This is a genomic window from Clostridia bacterium, from assembly GCA_012841935.1.
Classification (GTDB): Bacteria; Bacillota; Peptococcia; order DRI-13; family DTU073; genus DUTS01.
This window is the reverse complement of sequence record DUTS01000070.1, coordinates 1-20,861: the sequence shown is the minus strand read 5'-3', so window position 1 is coordinate 20,861 and position 20,861 is coordinate 1. Positions and strand designations below refer to the sequence as shown.

Sequence of the window (20,861 nt, the reverse complement as noted above, 5' to 3'; positions counted from 1 at the left end):
TTTGCAAAGGAAAAAACAACTTTTATTCATTTTTTTTATGCACTATTTTACTTAAATCTCCCAAAGGACGTGTTAGAGCTACATAACGTGATAAAAGATTTAGCCTATTTTCGCGGACTTTTTCATCTTCTGCCATCACTAATACTGCTGTGAAAAAATCATCAATAAATTGAGTTACACCCGCCAATTCTTTAATTATTCCTAAAAAATCACCTTTAGCCAATAGAGGTACTATTTTATTTTCCACCTCATCCAAAATACTCTTTAATTTTTCTTCAGCTTCATTTTCAAAATAAGCAGAATTGATTAATCCTCCCTTTCTATTTTTAATTAAATTATGAGCACGGGTAAAAGACATTAATAAATTTTTAAAAACTTCTTTTTCCCGTACATTATTCAAGGCTTTTAACTTAGCTAAAATAATTATAGGAATACAATCAGAATCTGCCAAGACTGCCTCTAGTAAATCAAACTGATATCCTTCCTCACTTAACAAGTTTTTCAGCCTAGTTCGCAAAAATTGTTTGAGACCTAACTCGATTTTTTTATCTACTGTTTTCCCATAATTAGCTAAAGCCAATTCACATAAATTTTCTAAACTAATTTTCCACTGCCTTACAAGAAGAATTTGGCAGACACCCAAAGCTTGACGCCTTAAGGCATAAGGATCTTGTGAACCACTAGGTTCTATACCAGCTAAAAAGCAACCGGCCATGGTATCAAGCTTATCCGCTATACTTACCAATGCCCCAAGTGAACTTAAAGGTAATTGATCACCACTAAAACGCGGCTGATAATGTTCACGAATAGCAGTTGCCACTATTTCCTCTTCACCTGAATTTAAAGCATAATAATAACCCATGATTCCTTGCAATTCGGGAAACTCATTTACCAGATTAGTCACTAAATCCGCCTTAGATAAGGCAGCAGCCCGCTGTGCTTTAGCAGCAATCTCTTTTTCCCAAGCTAACTTTTGGGCAATTTGAATTGTTAATTTTTCTACTCGTTGAGTCTTTTCAGCAAGTGAACCTAATTTTTCCTGAAAAATAACTTTCTCCAATTCTGGTAAATAGTTGGTTAAATTATTCTTTAAATCTTCGTCCCAGAAAAAACGGGCATCGGCCAAACGTGCCTTTAAAACACGCTCATTACCAGCACGAATTATATTTAAAGCATCTGAATTACCATTATGTACAGCAATAAAATAATTAAGCAAATTACCATCTATATCACGTACCGGAAAATACCGCTGATGTTCACGCATCACCGTGACAATAACTTCTTCCGGAAGTTTTAAATATTCCTCGGCAAAATTACCGCGAAAGGCCAAAGGCCATTCCACTAAATAAGTAATTTCACTTAATAATTGGGGATCAGGATCTACTTTACCCTTAGCCGCTACTTGAGTAATTTGCCGCCAGCACTCTTTTTCACGACTAACTTGCTCTACCCACACATAATTTTCCATCAATAATTCTTGATAAACTTGAGGGGTTTTAATCACCAAATTTTCTTCTCCCAAAAAGCGATGTCCGCGTGTGAGCCTACCCGCATATAAATTCCCAATTTGCAGAGGGATTATCTGTTCATCTAATAAAGAAACTAACCAACGAATCGGACGAGCAAAAGCCAATTCATTTTCACCCCAATACATTGTTTTAGGGAAATTTAATTCTTTTATAAACTGTGGGGCTATTTCTATTAATATTTCCGGAGCACTTTTCCCCTTTTCTATTTTAACGGCAAATAGATAAGCACCATTTTCCGTCTCCTTTACAACCAAATCCTCGACTTCAACCCCTTGGGCACCTGCAAAACCCAAAGCAGCTTTTGTCGGCTGATTAGCCTTATCAAAAGCGACTTTTTTCGCCGGACCGCGTACTTCCTTTTTTAAATCTTCACTTTGCTCAGCCAAATTTTCAATATATAAAACCAATCTACGAGGTGTCCCCCATGTTTTTATAGTTTGAAAAGACAAAGATTGTTCTTTAAGTTTTTTCTCCGCTAAATATTTTAACTGTGACAAAGCCTGAGGTATAAATTTAGCCGGTATTTCTTCTGTACCTATCTCCAACAAGTAATCAGCCATTTTTAAAGCCCCCTCCTTTTTAGCAGTGGAAATTCCAAGTCTTCACGCTGTTTAACATAAGCTTGAGCACATAAACGTGCCAATTGCCTTACCCGTGTTATAAATCCCGTTCTTTCCGTAACACTAATCGCTCCCCGGGCATCTAAAAGATTAAACACATGTGAACACTTCAAAATATAATCATATGCTGGTTGAACCAGCCCTTTTTTCAAAATTCGCCGCGCTTCTTTTTCATAAGCAGTAAAAAGATTAAATAATAATTGCGAATCTGCCACTTCAAAATTATAAACAGAATAATCAATTTCACTTTGATAATGGACTTGACCATAAGTAATTTCCGGTGCCCACTCAATATCGTAAACACTTTCTTTTTCTTGAATAAACATGGCCAGACGCTCCAAACCATAAGTTATTTCTACAGAAACCGGACGACAATCCAAACCTCCACATTGTTGAAAATAAGTAAACTGGGTTACTTCCATCCCATCTAACCAAACTTCCCACCCTAATCCCCAGGCACCCAAAGTAGGTGATTCCCAATCATCTTCCACAAAACGCAAATCATGCTCCAAAAGCTTTATTCCCAAAGCCTCCAAACTCTGCAAAAAAAGATCTTGAACATCAGCCGGGGAAGGTTTTAAAATTACTTGATACTGATAATAATGCTGCAGGCGATTAGGATTCTTGCCATAACGTCCATCTGTTGGTCGCCGTGATGGTTCCACATAAGCTACCTTCCATGGTTCAGGTCCCAATACCCTCAAAAAAGTCGCCGGATTCATGGTCCCCGCCCCTTTTTCCACATCATAAGGCTGTTGTAATAAACAACCTTGTTGATCCCAAAATTTATGCAAGCAACTAATAATTTCTTGGAAATTCATCTTGTACTCCTCCTTAATGCTAATAAATTAACCTCCCGTCCTGCAGCCAAAGCTACAGGGACGAGAGGTTTAATCCCGCACACCCCGGTCTTTTTTAAAAATCTTTGGTTCGAGATACCCTCGCCCTGTTGTTTCCGACTAAACACTTATCTGCCACAACAAGTGCTTTCTCCTCTTTACCAAATTAGTTCTTACTTGTTAAATTTATCATTCCTTAAAAAGCGTGTCAATACAGAGAGGACGGTTTTTACTCTTTAGACTTATTTTCCTTTAAAAAATTAAGATTATGTTTTTCCACCCGGCCATCAGGACGTTCCACTTCCAAAGTATAATCTTTTATTACCGCGGCTACAGTCCCCGCCACCCCTAAAAGGGCTAACAATGGACTTAAAAACATACCTCCCAAACTTAAAAAACCAACAGTAGCCGGTATTTCCAAAACAGTTTCCGCCTGTTTTTTTAATCTCACTTTCGTAACATTACCCTGTTTAATAATTTCTTTAATATAGGCCATTATTTCCCGACCTTTTTCCTCCAATTTTTCATCCCAATTGCGGTGTACCTTTTCCAAATCAACCAAAGCCTGTACTACATCTCCCTCAGCCTCTTCCAAGGCATCCCGTGCTTCTTTATACGAAATCCCCAGTCTTTCACGTAATAAATCAATTTTTTTCAATTCATCCATCACTACTTCCCCCCTTAATTTTCTATAGCTATTATTTCCCTAAAGCAATTTTTTACCCTAACCACATTTTTTCCAAAATTGTCCGCGATTTTAAAGGATAATCCAATTGATATTCCAAATATTTTTCCAATAAGCGGTTTAAAATTTCTAAACCACCTTGACTAATCTTTAATCTCATAAATTTACTAAAAGGCATTTCCTGAAATAATTGCCATGTTTTTAACACTTCCCATGTCAAAGAAAGACCGACCTCTGTTTGACAGTGGGCACAAAGGGTGCCGCCTCCAGCCGGTGAAAAAAAAATCATCTGTCCCTCTTTTAAAGCCTGACCACAAACAACACAATGATTTAAAATAGGCTGATATCCTAAAGCAGCCAATAGCTTTATTTCCAAACCGCGTATCACTAAACTACTATTTTCCAATGCTATCAAATGAAATCCCGCCAAAGCTAATGCAAATAAATCCGACTCTTTTTCCTCCCAAGGAAGAAAAGTATCCAATAATTCACACCAATAGCAAGCCGCGGTAAGAGTAGCCATGTTTTTTTGTAAGGGTGCAAAAGCTTCCAAGCACTCACTTTGGGTAACAGTGTGCAAATTTCGACCATGATATAAAAGCATTTGATTATGTGTAAATAATTGCACACCACCCCGCAGGCGACTATTTATTTTCCTTACCCCTTTGGCAATCGCCTTTACTTTTCCTTTTTCTTTTGTCAATAAAGTAAGTAAACTATCTGCTTCTCGATATTTAACACTCCTTAAAACTAAAGTTTCTGTTTTATATAACCTCATTTAGCCGTCTACCCCATTAAAATGATTATATTTTTGGAGACTGCATAAAACATTAACACCTTGTCGTTCAAGTTCACAAAAAATAAGGTAAGCCCCGATATTACCCGTAGCCATAAAATAATCCCAGAAAACCTTAGCTTTTTGCATAATTATTCAGTTCCTTTCCACCTGAGATTTTCTTTCCTTATCCTAGTTTTAATTATATCTAATTAGTAAAAGAAAACAAAATACATTATTTAGCCAGAAATTCTTCAATGATCCTTACCCCATTACTTGTTCCTAAACAATTCGCTCCCGCTTTTAAAAATTCATGAGCCTCAGCCCAAGTACTAATTCCTCCTGAAGCCTTAATTTTCACTGTTTCACCAACCAAAGCTTTGATTAAATATAAATCTTCTAAAACAGCACCTCGACAATTAAAACCAGTCGATGTTTTTACATAATCTGCACCAGCTTTAATCACCAAGGCACAAGCTCGTTTAATTTCTTCCTCAGTCAATAAACCAGTTTCAATAATTACCTTAACTTCTTTATCCATAAATTTGGCTGCTTCTTTGACTACACCTTGTAAATCTTTTAAAACAGCCTGATCAGATCCTGCCTTTAAAGCCCCCATATTAATAACCACATCCACTCCCCTGGCACCACTTAAAAAAGCCCTTTGGGCTTCATAGATCTTGACTTCTGTTAAACAAGTACCTAAAGGAAAACCTACCACCGAAACCACCTGTACCGCCGAATCACTTAACTGTTCCACACAAAAGGGCACATAATAAGAAGGCACACACACCGCCTTAAATCCATATTTTTTTGCTGTCTCAACTAAGCTTTGGTAATCCTTTTTCCCAGCAGTTGGTTTTAAAAGTGTCTGCTCAATTTTACCGGCAACTTCCTCTAAAGTAAACAAATTCCCACCCCCTAATCAGGTAAATAACCAAAATTACGCAGGTAATGCTCTTTTTCACGCCAAGCCGGAGAAACCTTTACCCATAAATCCAAATAAAGAGCCGCACCCCAAATTTCTTCTAATTCTTTACGTGCCAAGATACCAATTTGTTTTAACATCTGCCCTTGTTTACCAATTAAAATCGCTTTTTGAGAATTGCGTTCCACAAAAATTGTTGCCCCTACATAAATCAAAGTAGCCGTCCTTTCCTCAAGAACCTCAACTACTACTGCTACCGAATGTGGTACTTCTTCATGGGTTAATTTAAGTACTTTTTCCCGAATTATTTCGGCAGCAACAATTTTTTCGGGCTGATCAGTAACTACATCTTCCGGATAATATTTAGGTCCTTCTGGTAAATATTTAAGGGTAGCTGCCAACAAGGGCTCCACATTTTCCCCTTTTAATGCCGAAAGAGGTACTATTTCCGTCCATTCTCTTTGCTGACGGTAAAAATCAATCAAAGGCAATAATTCTTCCTTAGGTAGTAAATCAATTTTGTTTAATAATAAAAAAATTGGTGTAGTTACTTTTTGCAATCTTGCGATTAAAAAAGACTCACCAGAACCAAAGGGCACAGAAACATCAATTAAGTAATAAATCAGATCAACCCCCTCTAATGTTTTAAAGGCAGTACTAACCATCATTTGACCTAATTGATGACGCGGTTTATGAATACCAGGAGTATCCAAAAAAACTATTTGATATTCCGGTTTGCTTAAAACTCCCACAATTTTATTACGTGTAGTCTGTGGTTTATCAGAAACAATAGCTATTTTTTGTCCGATCAATTTATTTAACAGTGTAGACTTACCGGCATTTGTTCTTCCGAGTAAAGCAATAAATCCTGAACGAAAATCATTCTGCATCTCTTTCCCTCCTATTTTTTAAACCAAAAAACTGCCGGTAACAATTCCTCCACAGTGGTCCTTATTACTTTCTCCTGCAAGTTAACCAAAAATACCGGCAGAGTTAAAGCAAATTCTGCTAAAACCTGTCTACAAGCTCCACACGGTGCTGCCGGTTCTTCTCGATCGCTAACTAACACCAAAGCTTCAAAATCGGTAACCCCTTCCGAAACAGCCTTAAAAAGGGCTACCCTTTCGGCACACATACTCAATCCATAAGACGCATTTTCAATATTACAACCACTATAAATTTTACCCTCTTTACTTTTTAAGGCTGCCCCCACCTGCCAATCAGAATAAGGGGCATAAGCTCTTAAACGAGCCTTTTTAGCTGCCTTGATTAATTCCTCCATTTAATTCCCCGTCCTTTAATAATCTATTCGCATGCCCCGGGGTACAACAGAAATCCATGTAGGTCCTTCTATAAGTGGAATGGTTTTACCATGGGAATCCACAAATTCCGTAAAACCATCTGGCTTCTTTCTCCATACCCCTTCGACAACCTTACCCTGCCGAAAAATCAAGGCTTGTCCTTCACCATGCATAATTAACTGTAAATGACCATCACCATCAGTATAACAATAGGGTACAATTTGCACAATCACATTGGCTACTTGTAAATGTTCACCAGCATAAGTTAGATAAGGTTCATTGTCTGCTGTAAACCGTTCAAAAACCTGCCTTTCTTGCTGATAAACAAAATTAGCCATACTATCCTTATGTGCATAAAAAACAGTTATAGTTTTGGCATTTTCTCCTTTAATTTCCGTTTCAGAAGTCAACATGGTTCTTTTGGGGGGCTGAGGTGACCGAGGCAAATTAAGTTTCTTGGCCGTCTGACGCAAAACATCAGAACTGGTAAATAAATTATAGGGTCTTTCGCGGTCCGGGAACCGCCAAAAACAACCACTAACCTGAGTACCACCATAAATTTCATCAAAATGATCTACCTGTTCAGCTGCTATTTTTTGCAGTGCCTCTGTCGAACCCCCAGCATGAATTAAAATACCCCGATATTCTTTGGCTAAGTCAACAAAATAAGAACGGGCACTCCGAATTGGACCTAACAAATCCAAATTATCGGTACTAATAATGGCCGCTAGGCGTGTTAAACCACCTTCCACCGGAAATTCAACTATCACATCCGCTTTTTCCAAACCAGCTTGTGGTCTACCATAAACAGTATTATCCAAAATCACCACTAAAGCCCTTTGTCGGTTTTTCTTCTGCCAACCTTTAAACAGATATTCCCCTTGCTGCAAATCTTCCATTTCTGTTATTTCACTTTCACGAAAAAACACATTTTCCCCCGAGGAAAAAAAATGCACAATCGGTTTTAAAGCCAAACCTAAAAGGATACTTAAAACGAAAAAACAAATCCCCCAGAAAACAGCTTGCTTATTTTTCATCATAAATTCTCCTAAATTTTACGCAAAATTAATTTACCAATTCGGCCCCCCGAAATTTGGTCAATTTTTATTTCTAAATTATTTATTTTAATTATTTGACCTTCTTCCGGTAAGCGTCCCCAATGATGAAAAACATAACCAGTAATTGTTTCAAATTCATCATCAGGCAAATTAAGACCTATCATCTGATTAATTTCATCAATCGGGGTACGGCCATCAACCAAATAAACACCATCAGCCAATAATTCAATCAGTTTTTCCTCCTGATCATATTCATCCTGAATATCACCCATAATTTCCTCAATGGCATCTTCAATGGTTACTAGGCCTGCCGTACTTCCATATTCATCAAGGACAATAGCCATATGCACCTTTTCTTTACTTAATTCAGTAAATAAGTCACGAACCTTTTTACTTTCAGGAACATAATAAGGCTGCCGCATAATCTCGGCTAGTTTTAACCCTTTCCTTTCCGGTTCACCAAAAAATTTCAAAAGATCTTTAGCATAGATTACACCAATAATTTCATCAATACTAGCTTGATAAACCGGAATCCGCGACCGACCAGCTTGTAAAACCAGTTTAATAGTATTTTCTAGAGTCTCACCGACCTCAACAGCATCGATATCCAAACGAGGCACCATAATTTCCCTCACTTGAGTATCATCAAATTCAAAAATACTATCAATCATTTCCCGCTCCACCTGATCAAGTAGACCTTCTTTTTCACCCACATTAACCAAAATTCGTAAATCTTCTTCTGTTACAAAATGTTCTTCCTCTTCCGGTCCGTCAATAATTCTTACTAAAAAACCAGTTACAGAATTAAAAATATAAATAAAAGGAGCCAACACTTTACCCAAAGCATAAATATAGGGGCTAAAACGCAGGGCCGTCTTCTCGGCATGTCTAGCCGCCAATGTTTTAGGAGTAATTTCTCCAAAAACAAGTACTAAAATAGTCATCACTAAAGTAGCAATCCCCGCCCCGGAACTACCAAAAAAACTGATCGCCAAAACAGTAGCCAAAGCTGTTGCCCCGATATTCACCAAATTATTACCAATCAAAATCGTGGCAATCGATTTCCCCGCCTGTTCCAATAAACGATTAGTTAATATTGCCTGACGATTACCCTCTTCAGCCAAATGACGAATTTTTAAACGTTTAGTGGAAAAAAGGGCTGTTTCCGAAGCAGAAAAAAAGGCCGAAAGCAATAATAACATAAATAAAATTATTAACTGCAGACCTTGTAGCTGAGACAAAAAATTACCTCCTAAAGAAATTCCACAAAAGGTAAAACCGCAAGAATTTCTTTTTCTATTTTTCTCATTTCCCGAGCTTCATTTTCCACTAAATGATCATATCCCAAAAGATGCAAATAACCATGTACTACTAAAAGAGCCAATTCTTCCAAAAAACTATGCTTTTGTTCACTAGCCTGTTTTTTCACCTGTTCCAACGACAAAACTATTTCTCCCAATAATTCTAATCCCGGCACTGATGGCATTTCATTTTCCCGAAAAGCAAAAGAAAGAACATCTGTAGATTCATCTTGATCCCGATACTCTTTATTTAATTGCCGCATCAAGATATCATCTGCTAAGGTTATACTTACTTCAATATTTTCTGCTAAAGAAAACCGTTTAGCTATTTCCCGACTTATCAGCTCAATCATTTTCCGATACTGAGGTAGATAAGGAACCTTTTCTTGCTGATTGCAAATCTGTATCTGCATTTCCAGAAGAACCTCCTTTGATGGCTTTCAATACATTTTCGGGATACTCAATACGTTTATGAAAAATACCATTTAAAATTCGTGTAAAAGCCACCGCAATTAAATCGAGATCTTTAAAAGTTAATGGTGATTCTTCTAATTGGCCATCTGTTAAACGTTCTTTCAAAATCTTACGTACCAAGCCTTCTATTTTCCCACTACTTGGTGCTGGCATGGAACGCACAGCTGCTTCTACACTATCTGCCAACATAATAATAGCTGCTTCTTTTGTTTGTGGTTTAGGACCTAGATAACGATATTCCGCCTCATCAATTTGTTGGGAATCATCATTTTCCAAAGCCTGATGATAAAAATAGGAAACCAAACTAGTACCATGATGTTGAGCAATTAAATCAATAACTACAGCAGGCAAATTATTTTCCTTAGCAATTTCTACACCATCTTTTAAATGTGAAGTGATAATTAAAGTACTCAAAGAGGGTGAAAGTTTATCATGAGGATTTTCACCACCCAATTGATTCTCAATGAAGAAATAAGGTCTTTTCAATTTACCTAAATCATGATAATAAGCACCAACCCTAACTAATAATGAATCTGCACCAATTAAATCTGCTGCAGCTTCACCTAAATTACCTACTAAAATACTATGATGATAAGTTCCTGGGGCTTCTAACAGTAGTCTTTTTAACAATGGCTGATTGGGATTAGCCAATTCCAAAAGACGAGCACTAGTAGTAATTTCAAAAGCTGATTCCAAAAAAGGTAAACTACCATAAGCGAAAATTGAGGAAAAAATACCATTAATCACACCAAAACCTGCACCGATTAGTAAAACCATACCCTGATTATTGTTTAAAAGACCCAAAGAAACAATACACACCACCTGGGCACAAGCAATAAATAAACCTGCTTTTACCCAGTCAAACCTTTGATTAAATTTACTAACACTATAAATACCCACCAAACCACCTATAAAAGCATTAATCGTAAAAGGCAGTTGATTTCCAGTTAAAAAACCAATAAAAAATGCTAAAAGAATAGTCATAAAAATAGCCAAAGTAGCATCCAAAAGAAAAGCAATCAACATAGATACAGCAGCTACAGGAATTAAATAGCCCACCATTTCCGCTATTTCCGGATTAGAACTAATATTAATTGCCGAAATCACCTTAGCTAAAAGTAAAATTATGAACACCAAAAGACCTAATAAAACATAATTTACTTCCGCCCGTGCTAAATCACGTCGATAATGCTGCCAATAAAAATTTGTCAAGACAAATACCAAAATCATAAATAAACCAATTCCCAAAAGAGCTAAATAAGGGGCCGATGATTTTTTATAACCCAAAGCCTGTAATACATCTAGATGCTCTGCAGTAACAATTTCCCCTTCACCCACAATTTTTTGTCCTTTACGAACAGTTACCATCACTACACCTTCATCACGTGAAGCCTCTTCCTTGGCCCTGCGGGTAGCAGTTTCATCTTTTAAATAATTAGGTTTAAATTCAACTTTGTTGAAAACTGCTTTTAAAAGATTCTTATAAGGTGTCGTTATATTCAATAAATCTATTTGAGTATAAATCATCGCTTTTTTTTCATCTACTTCAAAATCCCTAACACCTGTTTGCCAATGATTTCTTAAAATTTCTTCTGCTTCAATAAATAAAGTTTTCAACGTAGAACTATCTAAAGAAACTAAAGCCCTAACCGCACTTTCCGCTAAATTATATTCACTTTTTAAAAACTCCATTTTTTCTAAGTTTGATAATTTTTCATCTGCCAAAACTGTAATTAAATTTTCAAAAACTTGACTTAACTCTTCCTCCATTTTCATTAAAACACTACCATCTAATAAATAAACTTCTTCAATTCTTTCTTCAGCCAAACGCCGTCGTTCTTCTGTTTTCTTGGTATCTTCAAAAGTAATGGTTTGGGGTGCCTTAATTGTTTTAGGAGAAACTTGTCCTTCGTGAACCGGAAGATTATCCGGGAAAAAATGCAGAGCAAATATACTTAAGATTCCTAGAAAAAAAGCCAAAAACCAACCTATTTTTTTAACCTGCCGGTTTTGCCAGATTACTTTAATCCCCTGAAAAAAAGAGCCCTTCTTTTTAGGAGTTGAAATCATTATCACCCCCCTGATATTTTTCATAAGCCAAGACTATTCTCTGCACAACTGGATGTCTAATAACATCTGCTTCAGTAAGATATTGAAAACTAATACCAGCTAAACCTTTTAAAATTTTTTGCACAACAATTAATCCAGAGTTAGTTTTTTTAGGTAAATCAATTTGAGTTATATCACCAGTTACCACAGCTTTGGACCCAAATCCCAAGCGTGTTAAAAACATTTTAATTTGTTCAGGAGTTGTATTTTGAGCTTCATCCAAAATAATAAAAGAATCATCTAAAGTTCTACCCCGCATATAAGCTAAAGGAGCCACTTCAATAATTGACCTTTCCATATATCTGCCAGCAGTTTCCACACCCAAAACATCATATAAACCATCATAAAGTGGTCTTAAATAAGGATTGACCTTTTCCTGTAAATCACCAGGTAAAAAACCCAATTTTTCCCCGGCCTCCACGGCCGGACGGGTTAAAACAATCCGGCTGACTTCCCTATTTTTTAAAGCTGTAACCGCCATTACCACCGCCAAATAGGTTTTACCCGTGCCAGCTGGACCTATACCAAAAGTAATATCATTAGTTTTAATCGCCTGCAGATAATGATATTGTCCTTTAGTTTTCGGTTTAATTAATTTACCCCGGGCTGTAATCTGAATAGCTTGATTTAGAACTTCGCTTAAAGGTTCATTTTGATTTTCGGCCACAGTTTGCAAACAATAATTTAAATCCGGAATGGAAATAGTATTACCTGCTCTAATTAAATCAATTAATTGTTCCAATACCTTAGCAGCATAAGCAACCTCTTCTTGGCTGCCCATTACCTTTATTTTACAACCACGGGCCACAATTTTAGCTTCCAAATGTTTTTCTAAAAAATTTAAATTTTCATCTTGTAGTCCATATAATATTGCAGCCTCTTGATTAGTGAGTAAAAAACTCCTTTTTTTTATTTCGGGCAATGATTTACCCCCTTTGTCTATTTACCAAATATTATACCTGATCCAAAATAAATACGCTACTCTTCCTCAGGAAGATACCTGCCGATTTCCTCAATAGTTTCCAATTTATATTTTACCATAATCCCGTCCTTTTGCCCCTCCCATGGTTCAAAACTTTGGGAAATAATTTTACATTCTGAGGGTACCTTTTGCCAAACTATTTCACGGGCTCTACGTGCAGCTTCCTCAAAAGCCTCTTCAAGATGTCTCTCTAAAATTTCTGATTTCTGTTCTTGATAAATAATCCTAATCAATTCCAAATCTTGAAAAGACAATGATTTCCTTTGACGAATAACTCGATATTGATGAAAGGGATTTTTATTACTTCCTTTTAAGTAAACTTCTTTATCTCCAAATTTTAAATAAAGTGCCGCTTTTTTTCGCCGGGTATCAGCAGTTAACTTCTCTTTCAAAGAACAAAACTCACTAGCCTCCCTAAAAACACGGGCCCGTACCAAACCCTTAGCTCTAACGGCTCGCGGTTCTCCCGCTGGGCTAATTTCACCTGTTTCCCCAATACTTACTTCCGGATAAATTAACCCTAAAATTAAGATTTGTCCAGCACGAACCCTAGCACCTTCTTCTACCAATGGTGTTCCTTGTAAAACCAAAAGCTCAACAATTTCCCCCTCTGTTCGTGCAATTAAATTAGCTGGTGTATTTTCATTATTGGAGGGTGGTAATGTTTTTTCGGCAACCTCTATAATTATTTTAGTTCCATGTTCATGAATACCTACCCAAGAAAGTTGAGGGATCTCCCCTAATAATTTTTCGGCCACTAAATTATTATTAACACTAGCCTGAGGAACTCCCCTTTTTAAACCATACTTAACAGCCTTTTCTAAAACTAACTCCCTTGCCACCTCTTTATTACCAATTACCTCCACAAACCAAACAAATGAACTCAACAAATATAAAATTAAACAAAAAAGAAAAGTACCCACAACTAATACTTTTCTCTTTTTAATCTGTTTGAAAAAAAAGGGCAGCCCCCTTTTGCGTTTTATTTTTAAACGGCAGCCTGAACGTCTGACCAGGCGACAAATAGCCCGAAAACTACCCAAACTTACATTCAGACGATACTCTGTTTGTGTTACCGAAACTATGTTCCATAAAACTAAACCTCGACTAAGGGCCATATTTAATACCCTTTCCGGGTTTTCACCCCATAGAGCTATTTCTACATATCCAGTTAAATTGGCAGTCCACTTCATAACTAACCCCCTAACCTAGATATTTAAAACCGTCGATTTCTCCTTCCAAACAAAGGCCCTCTCTACTAATACTACAAATAATCAAATTTTTTCCCAGAATTTCTACTTCCCCTTGATTTACAGCTACTCTAACTTTACCAGTGGTATATTCAATTAACCCCCGATGATTCTCAATTTTAATTTGCAAATTACCGATCAAGGTCATTTTAGGTAAATTGTAAATTATTTCAGGAGGCAATTCCAAAAAACGGCTTATTCTAGGCATTAAATCACCTCTCTTACCTAACCATTTTATGCTTTTTTCATAAAAAACAGAACAAAAAAAGCAGGAGAGTTTTCCCTCCTGCCTTATTTACGGCGTAATGCCTTTGGTTTTTGTAATATTTCACTCCAAATAATGGCCTGTTTCAAATCTACCTGCAAACTTCTGTCCCTGAGTGGCACTACTTTTTCAACACATGGTTCTAAAGAAGGATCCTCCGCTACTTTTACCGGCACCTCTTTTACCACTTCTTTTTTCACCGGTTTAATTAACGGTTCCTCAATAACCGGTTCTTTTTCCGGTAAAGATACTGCTTCACTACTTCTTTCCCTGATCGCTCTAACAATAATAAAGAGGAGAATTAAAAAACCAATTAAATCTTCCATACACTAATCCTCCTTACCTCCATGATCAGTATCTTTAGCTATAGAATCTCGCATCGCCGTGTCAGCTAAAATGTTTTGCAAATTATAGTAATCCAAAACACCCAATTTTCCTTCCTTTAAAGCTTGGGATAAAGCCAAAGGTACTTCAGCCTCAGCTTCCACGACCTTAGCTCTCATTTCTTGCACAGCAGCCAACATTTCTTGCTCACGGGCCACGGCCAAAGCACGTCTTTCTTCCGCTTTAGCCTGGGCAATACGTTTATCTGCTTCAGCCTGATCAGTTTGCAATTGGGCCCCAATATTACGCCCCACATCCACATCAGCAATATCAATTGATAAAATCTCAAAAGCCGTACCAGCATCAAGCCCTTTATTTAAAACCGTATGTGAAATTAAATCTGGATTTTCCAAAACATCTTTATGTGATTCCGAACTACCTACTGTAGTAACTATACCTTCACCTACCCGAGCAATAATTGTTTCTTCCCCAGCACCCCCAACCAAACGGTCAATATTAGCTCTTACGGTAACCCTAGCCATGGCAATTACTTCTATGCCATTTTTGGCCATAGCGGAAATTTCCGGAGTTTGAATTACCCTTGGATTGACACTCATTTGTACTGCCTCTAAAACATCCCGTCCCGCCAAATCAATGGCTGCCGCCCGTTCAAAAGGTAATGGTATATCAGCTCTTTCCGCTGCAATCAAAGCATTAACAACACGATCAACATTTCCCCCCGCCAAATAATGAGCTTCCAATTGATTAGTGGTTATATTAATCCCAGCCTTATCAGCCTTAATTAAACTATTAACAATCAAAGCCGGAGGAACCCTCCGAAAACGCATCCCCACCAAAGTTAAAATTCCAATTCTTACTCCAGCCGCTAAAGCCGAAATCCACAATCCCAATGGAATAAAACTAAGTACAACCGAAAAAGCAACCACAATTAAAGCAATCATCAAGACAAAAACAAATGGACCCATTAAAATTCCCCTTTCCAAGTTTATTCTCGCAGTGCCCGCACCACGACCCTAATTCCTTCTGCCAAAATAATTTCAACATTTTCGCCCCGCGGAATAAATTCTCCTTCAGTAACCACATCCAATTTAGTACCATCTGCAAGTTCAATTGTTCCTGCAGGACGCAAAATGGTTAAAGCCACACCTCTTTGACCCACATAAATACTTAAATCTTTACTTTGTGGTACATAACCTGTCTCCTTTTGATATTTTATACCCAAAACCAAGCGTTCCCAAAAGCCCCTTTTAGTTAAGAATTTAAAACTAAAGAGCAGCAAAATAATTGTTCCAATGATCGCCAAAACCAAAGAAATTATACCTGCTTCCCAACTAGGTGCAGCCAAAACAATACTAATCACTAAACAAACAAGGCCACTAATTCCCGGCAAACCAAAACCAGGAATAAAAATTTCTATAGCCAATAAAATTAAACCCAAAAGAAACAATAAAATGGCTTCCCAGCCGGTAAAACCAGCCAAAAGATGTCCTCCAAAATAAAGAGACAATGAAAAAAGTCCAATAAAACCGGCAATACCCCAACCGACCGTAAATACTTCAATAATTAAACCAGCGATTCCCAAAGTTAATAATAAAGGGGCTAAAAAAGGATGAGTAATTAAACGTGTAATTTTTTCCGCCGGGGATAAAACTGCTTCCTTTATATTGGCTTCTGCCAAATTCAATACTTTTAATAATTCCGCACGATCAGCAACTAAATAATCTGTATAACCATATTCCTTTGCTTGCTGATAAGTCAAGGTAAGTAGTTTACCTTTTTCCACTAAACCCGGTATTTCCAAATCCCGATCTGCCATAGCCATAGCTATCAGACGTTCTCGCCCATTCTTTTCCGCAGCAGCACCCATTTCCGCCGCCCAATAAGAAACAAGTTTCTCATCAGCCCTTTTTCCGCCCAATTGTGGCTCAGCATCACCAATAATGGCCCCAGGCAGCATCGCTATCTCGGGACAAGCCAAAGCCAAATAAGCACCAGCAGAAATGGCACCTCCCTTGACCAAAGCAATTGTTTTTAAAGTACTCTCATTAATCGTTTGCTTAATCTTTTCCGCGGCATCAATCCGACCACCAGGAGTATCTATTTCCAATAAAACTAGATCAGTATTACTCAACTCAGCTTCCCGATAACTTCTTTCCACAAAACTAGCTAACCCAGGATCAATGGCTGCCTCCAAGGGAATAACAAAAACTTCAGCTGAAGAAACAGCAAATACACCCGATGTTAAAAGTATTAAGCCAATTAAGATACCTAGCAATCCCTTTTTCATAATTCTTCACCTTTATTTTACAATTATAATTTCATTTTATCATACAATTCCTTTTTTCCATACCCCAAAGATAAAAACAGTTCCCTAAAGGGAACCGCCTTTATCTTTTGCTTTTATTTCATTTTTTATTTTCTCCCACGCCTCCTGGCCGCATCCGACTTTCTTTTCCTTTTGACCACACTCGGTTTCATATAATGCTCCCTACGCCTAGCCTCAGCGAGAACACCGGATTTTTGACAAGTACGTTTAAAACGACGGAGTGCACTGTCGAGAGATTCATTTTTACCAACTTTAACCTCACTCACTTATTTTCCCTCCCTCCATGACACCGTCAGCTCAATATTTTAACATGAACCAACCGCACATTTACTTGAATTATACTAAAATACCATTGAAGAAGCAAGAATTTACCCCGCGGGCCAAGTTAATTTTCGACCCCCCAATAAATGAAAATGCAAATGGGGTACTTCCTGTCCACCTTCTCGACCACAATTAATAACAACACGATAACCGTCTTTTAAACCCAAATCCTTAGCGACCTGTCCTAAAACACCATGCAGATGACCTAGTAATTCTAATTGTGTTTCTTTAACCTCGGCCAAACTTTCAATATGTTCCTTGGGAATAACCAAAACATGCACCGGAGCAATAGGATTTATATCGCGAAAAGCCAAGGCCCGCTCATCCTCATAAATTTTTTCACTAGGCAGTTCATTACGTACTATTTTACAAAAAATACAATCAGTCAATAGCTTACACCCCCTTCAACATCATATCACCAATACATAAATCTGCCTTTACCTGTTTTAAATGAACAGGCACAATTTGTCCCCGAAGTTCAAGTGCAGAATTAAATTTGACTTTTAAATACTGTTCACTACTACCTTCCCAAAAATTATTTTTTAACCTTTTTTCAACCAGTACAGCTAGTTTCTTATCCAAAAATTTTGCGGCATATTCTTCTGCCAATCTTTCCCCCAAATGAATCATTTCCCTACTGCGTTTTTCTTTTTCCACAGCAGATACTTGCTTGGGAAACTTAGCCGCTGGGGTACCCCGTCTAGGAGAATATTTAAAAACATGTAATTTACTAAACTTTAATTCCTCAACTAAATTTAAACCAGCTTGAAAATCTGCCAAAGTTTCACCAGGAAAACCAACCATAAGATCAGTAGTAATGGCTATTTCCGGAACCTTCTCCCTAATTTTATTAATTACTTCGACATATTGTTTTACCGTATAAGGCCTGCACATAGCTTTTAAAACTTGATCAGATCCACTTTGCAAAGGTAAATGTAAATGTGCACAAAAATTACCTGCAGACAGTAAATCAATTAATTCTTCACTTACCTCTAAAGGTTCTAAAGAACCTAATCTCCACCTTACATTAGGATCCAAAGAAAGCAAATTGGCCATAAGTGTGGCTAAATTGCGTCCTGCATCATCCTGTCCATAAACCCCTAAATGAATTCCCACCAATACTATTTCCTTAAAACCAGCCTTAATTAATCTTTGAGCCTCTGAGAGAGTGTTTTCCCAAGAACGGCTGCGTACAGGGCCTCTAGCATCAGGAATAATACAATAAGCACAATATTGATTACAGCCATCCTGTACCTTTAAATAAGCACGGGAACGCTCAATCTCGGTAGGTGTTTTTAATTCGGTAAAATCTAGTTTTGATTCAAGATCTGCAACATGAACCTCTGGAAAGCTTTTAATTTTCCCACTTAATAGTTCTTCGACCCTAGCAACCAAATTCCCTTTTTCTTTTGTACCTACAATTAATTTAACACCTTTAATTTTAGCAATTGCCGCTGCATTTGTTTGTGCATAACAGCCCATAACCACTACTTTAGCCTCGGGATTAGTTTTTAAAGCTCGTCTAATCATACTGCGGGATTTCCGATCAGCCAAATGTGTTACCGTACAAGTATTAATTATATATACAGAGGCTTGATCACTAAAATCAACTATTTGATAACCCTTTTCCCGAAACTCAGCTTGCAGAGCTTCTGTTTCACTTTGATTTACTTTACAACCTAAAGTAAAAAAGGCTATTTTCCTCATTAACCCCAATCCCTTCCGGCAAACATTAAAACAGCCAAGACAATGGGACCCGCTGTTTCTGTGCGTAAAATCCTAGAACCCAAGGAAACCGGTATTCCACCTTTTTTTTCTACCAAAGCAACCTCCCGAGAATCCCAACCACCTTCCGGACCAATTAAAAAATAAAGTGGTTTTTTAAAGGCAGTTTCCGAAAAATTAATTTTTTCTAGTGCTTGCCGCAAAGGTATACCACCTTTTTCCCAAGGAATTAGCAGATGACGTTCCACAGGTAAATCATTTAAAAAATCCTGAAGTGTAGATATTGGCAAAATAGCGGGTACAACCGACCGACCACATTGTTTAGCTGCTGCCAAGGCCACTTTTTCCCATTTTTCACGCCGTTTTTTCTCTTTATCTAAAGATAATTTAACTACACTATGTTCTGTTTGCAGAGGAATCAAGCCGCGAAAGCCTAGTTCAGTAGATTTTTGAATAATTAAATTCATTTTATCACCTTTAACTAAACTCTGCCCCAACCAAATTTCTAATTTACTTTCCCCGGCAAAAAAAGAAGGCTTTGTTAATTTAACTAAAGCCTGCTTTTCTTTAATCGCCACTACTTCAGCCTGAGATTCCCTACCACAGCCATCAAAGACTATAATTTGTGCACCTAAGGACAAACGCAGCACACGTGAAAAATGCTTAAACTCTTCCCCACGAATTACAGCCATTTTATTTTCCCAATCACAATCCTCAGGTGGTATATAAAATCGATACATAAACTCACTTTCCTTTTAAACTATCCCAAAATTTCTCCCAAAATCCTTTTTGTTGAGCAGAACGATAATTTTCTTGATTCGTACTTTTAGCAAATTGACACAAAATAGCCTTCTGGTCTTGATTAAGCTTAGTAGGTGTAATTACAATAATTTTAACATATTGATCACCACGACCACTACCTTGTAAACGATTAATCCCCTGACCTCTTAATCTAAATACTGTATCTGTTTGCGTACCTTCGGGAATCTTCAAAATAGCTTGACCCCGCAAAGTAGGTACTTGTACTTCATCTCCTAATGCAGCTTGAATAAACGTTATCGGAAAATCTATATATAAATCATCACCCTGCCTAGTAAAAATCTCATGAGGACGGACATCAATGTAAACATACAAATCCCCCGCTATACCACCACGAGGACCAGCTTCACCCTCTCCAGTCAAACGAATTCGCGAACCAGAATCAACACCAGCCGGAATTTTAATATTTACTTGCCGTTTCCTCCTAATTTGTCCTTGGCCATTACATTTAGGACAAGGTGTAGGAATAGTCTTTCCTTCCCCACCACAACGCGGACAAACCTTAACAGTCTGAAAATGACCAAAAGGGGTTCTTTGTGTCATCCCTATCTGTCCAGTACCCTGACACTGTAAACAGGTTATAGGCTTGGTTCCAGGTTTGGCCCTACTACCTTTACAAGTTGGACACGTTTCCCAACGGGAAAGTTCAATTTCTTTTTCCAACCCAAAGGCCGCTTCTTCAAAAGATAAACTTAAATCTACCCGCAGGTCTCTACCCCGCTGAGGTCTTTTTTGCCCAGCTGCTGAAGGCCCACCCCCAAAAAACATTTCAAAAATATCGCTAAAACCACCAAAATCAGCTGCTCCACCAAACCCACCTTGACCACCAAAACTATTATTAATACCATCATGGCCAAATTGATCATAAAGCCTTCTTTTTTCCGGGTCGCTTAATACTTCATATGCCTCATTAACTTCTTTAAATTTTTCTTCTGCGGTATTATCATTAGGATTTACGTCCGGATGATATTTACGTGCTAATTTACGAAAGGCCTTTTTAATTTCCTCATCAGAAGCATTACGCTCTACACCCAAGACAACATAATAATCTTTTTTGGCCATGGTTCTACCTTCCCCCTCACACTAACGTAAACTAATTTCACTCCTCATCTTTTACTTCATATTCAGCATCAACCACATCATCCCCATTTTCGGCTACTTTTTCCCCAGTAGAAGTTTCCGCTTGCTGATACATTTTTGCAGTTAATG

At 37.5% G+C, this 20,861-nt stretch carries 23 protein-coding genes; all 23 read right to left on the bottom strand.

The genetic code is table 11. From position 1 onward, the window contains the following. Nucleotides 1-22: 22 nt before the first annotated feature. Complete coding sequence (locus GX687_04200) at nt 23-2,089, bottom strand: glycine--tRNA ligase subunit beta (protein ID HHX96648.1); 2,067 nt, start codon at nt 2,087-2,089, stop codon at nt 23-25. A gap of 2 nt (nt 2,090-2,091) precedes the next feature. After that, the gene (glyQ, locus tag GX687_04195) at nt 2,092-2,970 is read right to left on the bottom strand and encodes a glycine--tRNA ligase subunit alpha (GenBank protein HHX96647.1); all 879 of its coding nucleotides are present in this window, start codon (nt 2,968-2,970) and stop codon (nt 2,092-2,094) included. 247 nt (nt 2,971-3,217) lie between these two features. Continuing rightward, nucleotides 3,218-3,658: a DUF4342 domain-containing protein gene (locus tag GX687_04190; protein HHX96646.1), complete on the bottom strand. Its 441-nt coding sequence runs from the start codon at nt 3,656-3,658 to the stop codon at nt 3,218-3,220. Between the two features lie 49 nt (nt 3,659-3,707). Further along, nucleotides 3,708-4,451 (bottom strand): DNA repair protein RecO, encoded by a 744-nt coding sequence (gene recO, locus GX687_04185; GenBank protein HHX96645.1) that lies wholly within the window; start codon nt 4,449-4,451, stop codon nt 3,708-3,710. Further along, a complete protein-coding gene (locus GX687_04180) occupies nt 4,452-4,598 on the bottom strand; it encodes a hypothetical protein (protein ID HHX96644.1) in 147 nt (48 codons plus the stop codon). Between the two features lie 85 nt (nt 4,599-4,683). Further along, nucleotides 4,684-5,358: a deoxyribose-phosphate aldolase gene (deoC, locus tag GX687_04175; protein ID HHX96643.1), complete on the bottom strand. Its 675-nt coding sequence runs from the start codon at nt 5,356-5,358 to the stop codon at nt 4,684-4,686. Between the two features lie 11 nt (nt 5,359-5,369). Further along, on the bottom strand, nt 5,370-6,266 hold the full coding sequence (locus tag GX687_04170; GenBank protein HHX96642.1) for a GTPase Era: 897 nt from the start codon (nt 6,264-6,266) through the stop codon (nt 5,370-5,372). 11 nt (nt 6,267-6,277) lie between these two features. After that, nucleotides 6,278-6,658, bottom strand: coding sequence for a cytidine deaminase (cdd, locus tag GX687_04165; protein ID HHX96641.1), 381 nt, complete (start codon nt 6,656-6,658; stop codon nt 6,278-6,280). Between the two features lie 15 nt (nt 6,659-6,673). Continuing rightward, a complete protein-coding gene (locus GX687_04160; protein HHX96640.1) occupies nt 6,674-7,714 on the bottom strand; it encodes a DUF3048 domain-containing protein in 1,041 nt (346 codons plus the stop codon). 11 nt (nt 7,715-7,725) lie between these two features. Then, nucleotides 7,726-8,976 carry an HlyC/CorC family transporter gene (locus GX687_04155; GenBank protein ID HHX96639.1) on the bottom strand — a complete coding sequence of 417 codons (1,251 nt, stop codon included), beginning with the start codon at nt 8,974-8,976 and terminating at the stop codon, nt 7,726-7,728. Nucleotides 8,977-8,987: 11 nt separating this feature from the next. Further along, nucleotides 8,988-9,389 (bottom strand): rRNA maturation RNase YbeY, encoded by a 402-nt coding sequence (gene ybeY / locus GX687_04150; protein HHX96638.1) that lies wholly within the window; start codon nt 9,387-9,389, stop codon nt 8,988-8,990. Continuing rightward, nucleotides 9,382-11,580, bottom strand: coding sequence for an HDIG domain-containing protein (locus tag GX687_04145; protein ID HHX96637.1), 2,199 nt, complete (start codon nt 11,578-11,580; stop codon nt 9,382-9,384). Before GX687_04145 ends, ybeY begins: the two co-directional genes overlap by 8 nt. Next, nucleotides 11,564-12,541, bottom strand: a complete 978-nt coding sequence (locus GX687_04140; protein ID HHX96636.1) for a PhoH family protein — start codon at nt 12,539-12,541, stop codon at nt 11,564-11,566. The genes GX687_04145 and GX687_04140 overlap by 17 nt, the downstream gene beginning before the upstream one ends. A 56-nt stretch (nt 12,542-12,597) precedes the next feature. Next, entirely contained in the window at nt 12,598-13,794 is a 1,197-nt protein-coding gene (gene yqfD, locus GX687_04135; protein ID HHX96635.1) for a sporulation protein YqfD, read from the bottom strand. Between the two features lie 10 nt (nt 13,795-13,804). Next, on the bottom strand, nt 13,805-14,059 hold the full coding sequence (yqfC, locus tag GX687_04130) for a sporulation protein YqfC (GenBank protein ID HHX96634.1): 255 nt from the start codon (nt 14,057-14,059) through the stop codon (nt 13,805-13,807). Nucleotides 14,060-14,142: 83 nt separating this feature from the next. Further along, nucleotides 14,143-14,442 carry a hypothetical protein gene (locus tag GX687_04125; protein HHX96633.1) on the bottom strand — a complete coding sequence of 100 codons (300 nt, stop codon included), beginning with the start codon at nt 14,440-14,442 and terminating at the stop codon, nt 14,143-14,145. A 3-nt stretch (nt 14,443-14,445) separates the two neighbouring features. Then, the gene (gene floA / locus GX687_04120) at nt 14,446-15,426 is read right to left on the bottom strand and encodes a flotillin-like protein FloA (protein HHX96632.1); all 981 of its coding nucleotides are present in this window, start codon (nt 15,424-15,426) and stop codon (nt 14,446-14,448) included. Between the two features lie 20 nt (nt 15,427-15,446). Beyond that, nucleotides 15,447-16,748, bottom strand: a complete 1,302-nt coding sequence (locus GX687_04115) for a nodulation protein NfeD (GenBank protein ID HHX96631.1) — start codon at nt 16,746-16,748, stop codon at nt 15,447-15,449. A gap of 125 nt (nt 16,749-16,873) precedes the next feature. Continuing rightward, nucleotides 16,874-17,053, bottom strand: a complete 180-nt coding sequence (locus GX687_04110; GenBank protein ID HHX96630.1) for a 30S ribosomal protein S21 — start codon at nt 17,051-17,053, stop codon at nt 16,874-16,876. A gap of 102 nt (nt 17,054-17,155) precedes the next feature. Next, a complete protein-coding gene (locus tag GX687_04105; GenBank protein ID HHX96629.1) occupies nt 17,156-17,497 on the bottom strand; it encodes a histidine triad nucleotide-binding protein in 342 nt (113 codons plus the stop codon). A 4-nt stretch (nt 17,498-17,501) separates the two neighbouring features. Further along, nucleotides 17,502-18,815, bottom strand: coding sequence for a tRNA (N(6)-L-threonylcarbamoyladenosine(37)-C(2))-methylthiotransferase MtaB (gene mtaB, locus GX687_04100; protein HHX96628.1), 1,314 nt, complete (start codon nt 18,813-18,815; stop codon nt 17,502-17,504). Continuing rightward, the gene (locus tag GX687_04095) at nt 18,815-19,573 is read right to left on the bottom strand and encodes a 16S rRNA (uracil(1498)-N(3))-methyltransferase (GenBank protein HHX96627.1); all 759 of its coding nucleotides are present in this window, start codon (nt 19,571-19,573) and stop codon (nt 18,815-18,817) included. The genes mtaB and GX687_04095 overlap by 1 nt, the downstream gene beginning before the upstream one ends. Nucleotides 19,574-19,577: 4 nt before the next feature. Continuing rightward, nucleotides 19,578-20,714 (bottom strand): molecular chaperone DnaJ, encoded by a 1,137-nt coding sequence (gene dnaJ, locus GX687_04090; protein HHX96626.1) that lies wholly within the window; start codon nt 20,712-20,714, stop codon nt 19,578-19,580. Nucleotides 20,715-20,861 lie beyond the last annotated feature (147 nt).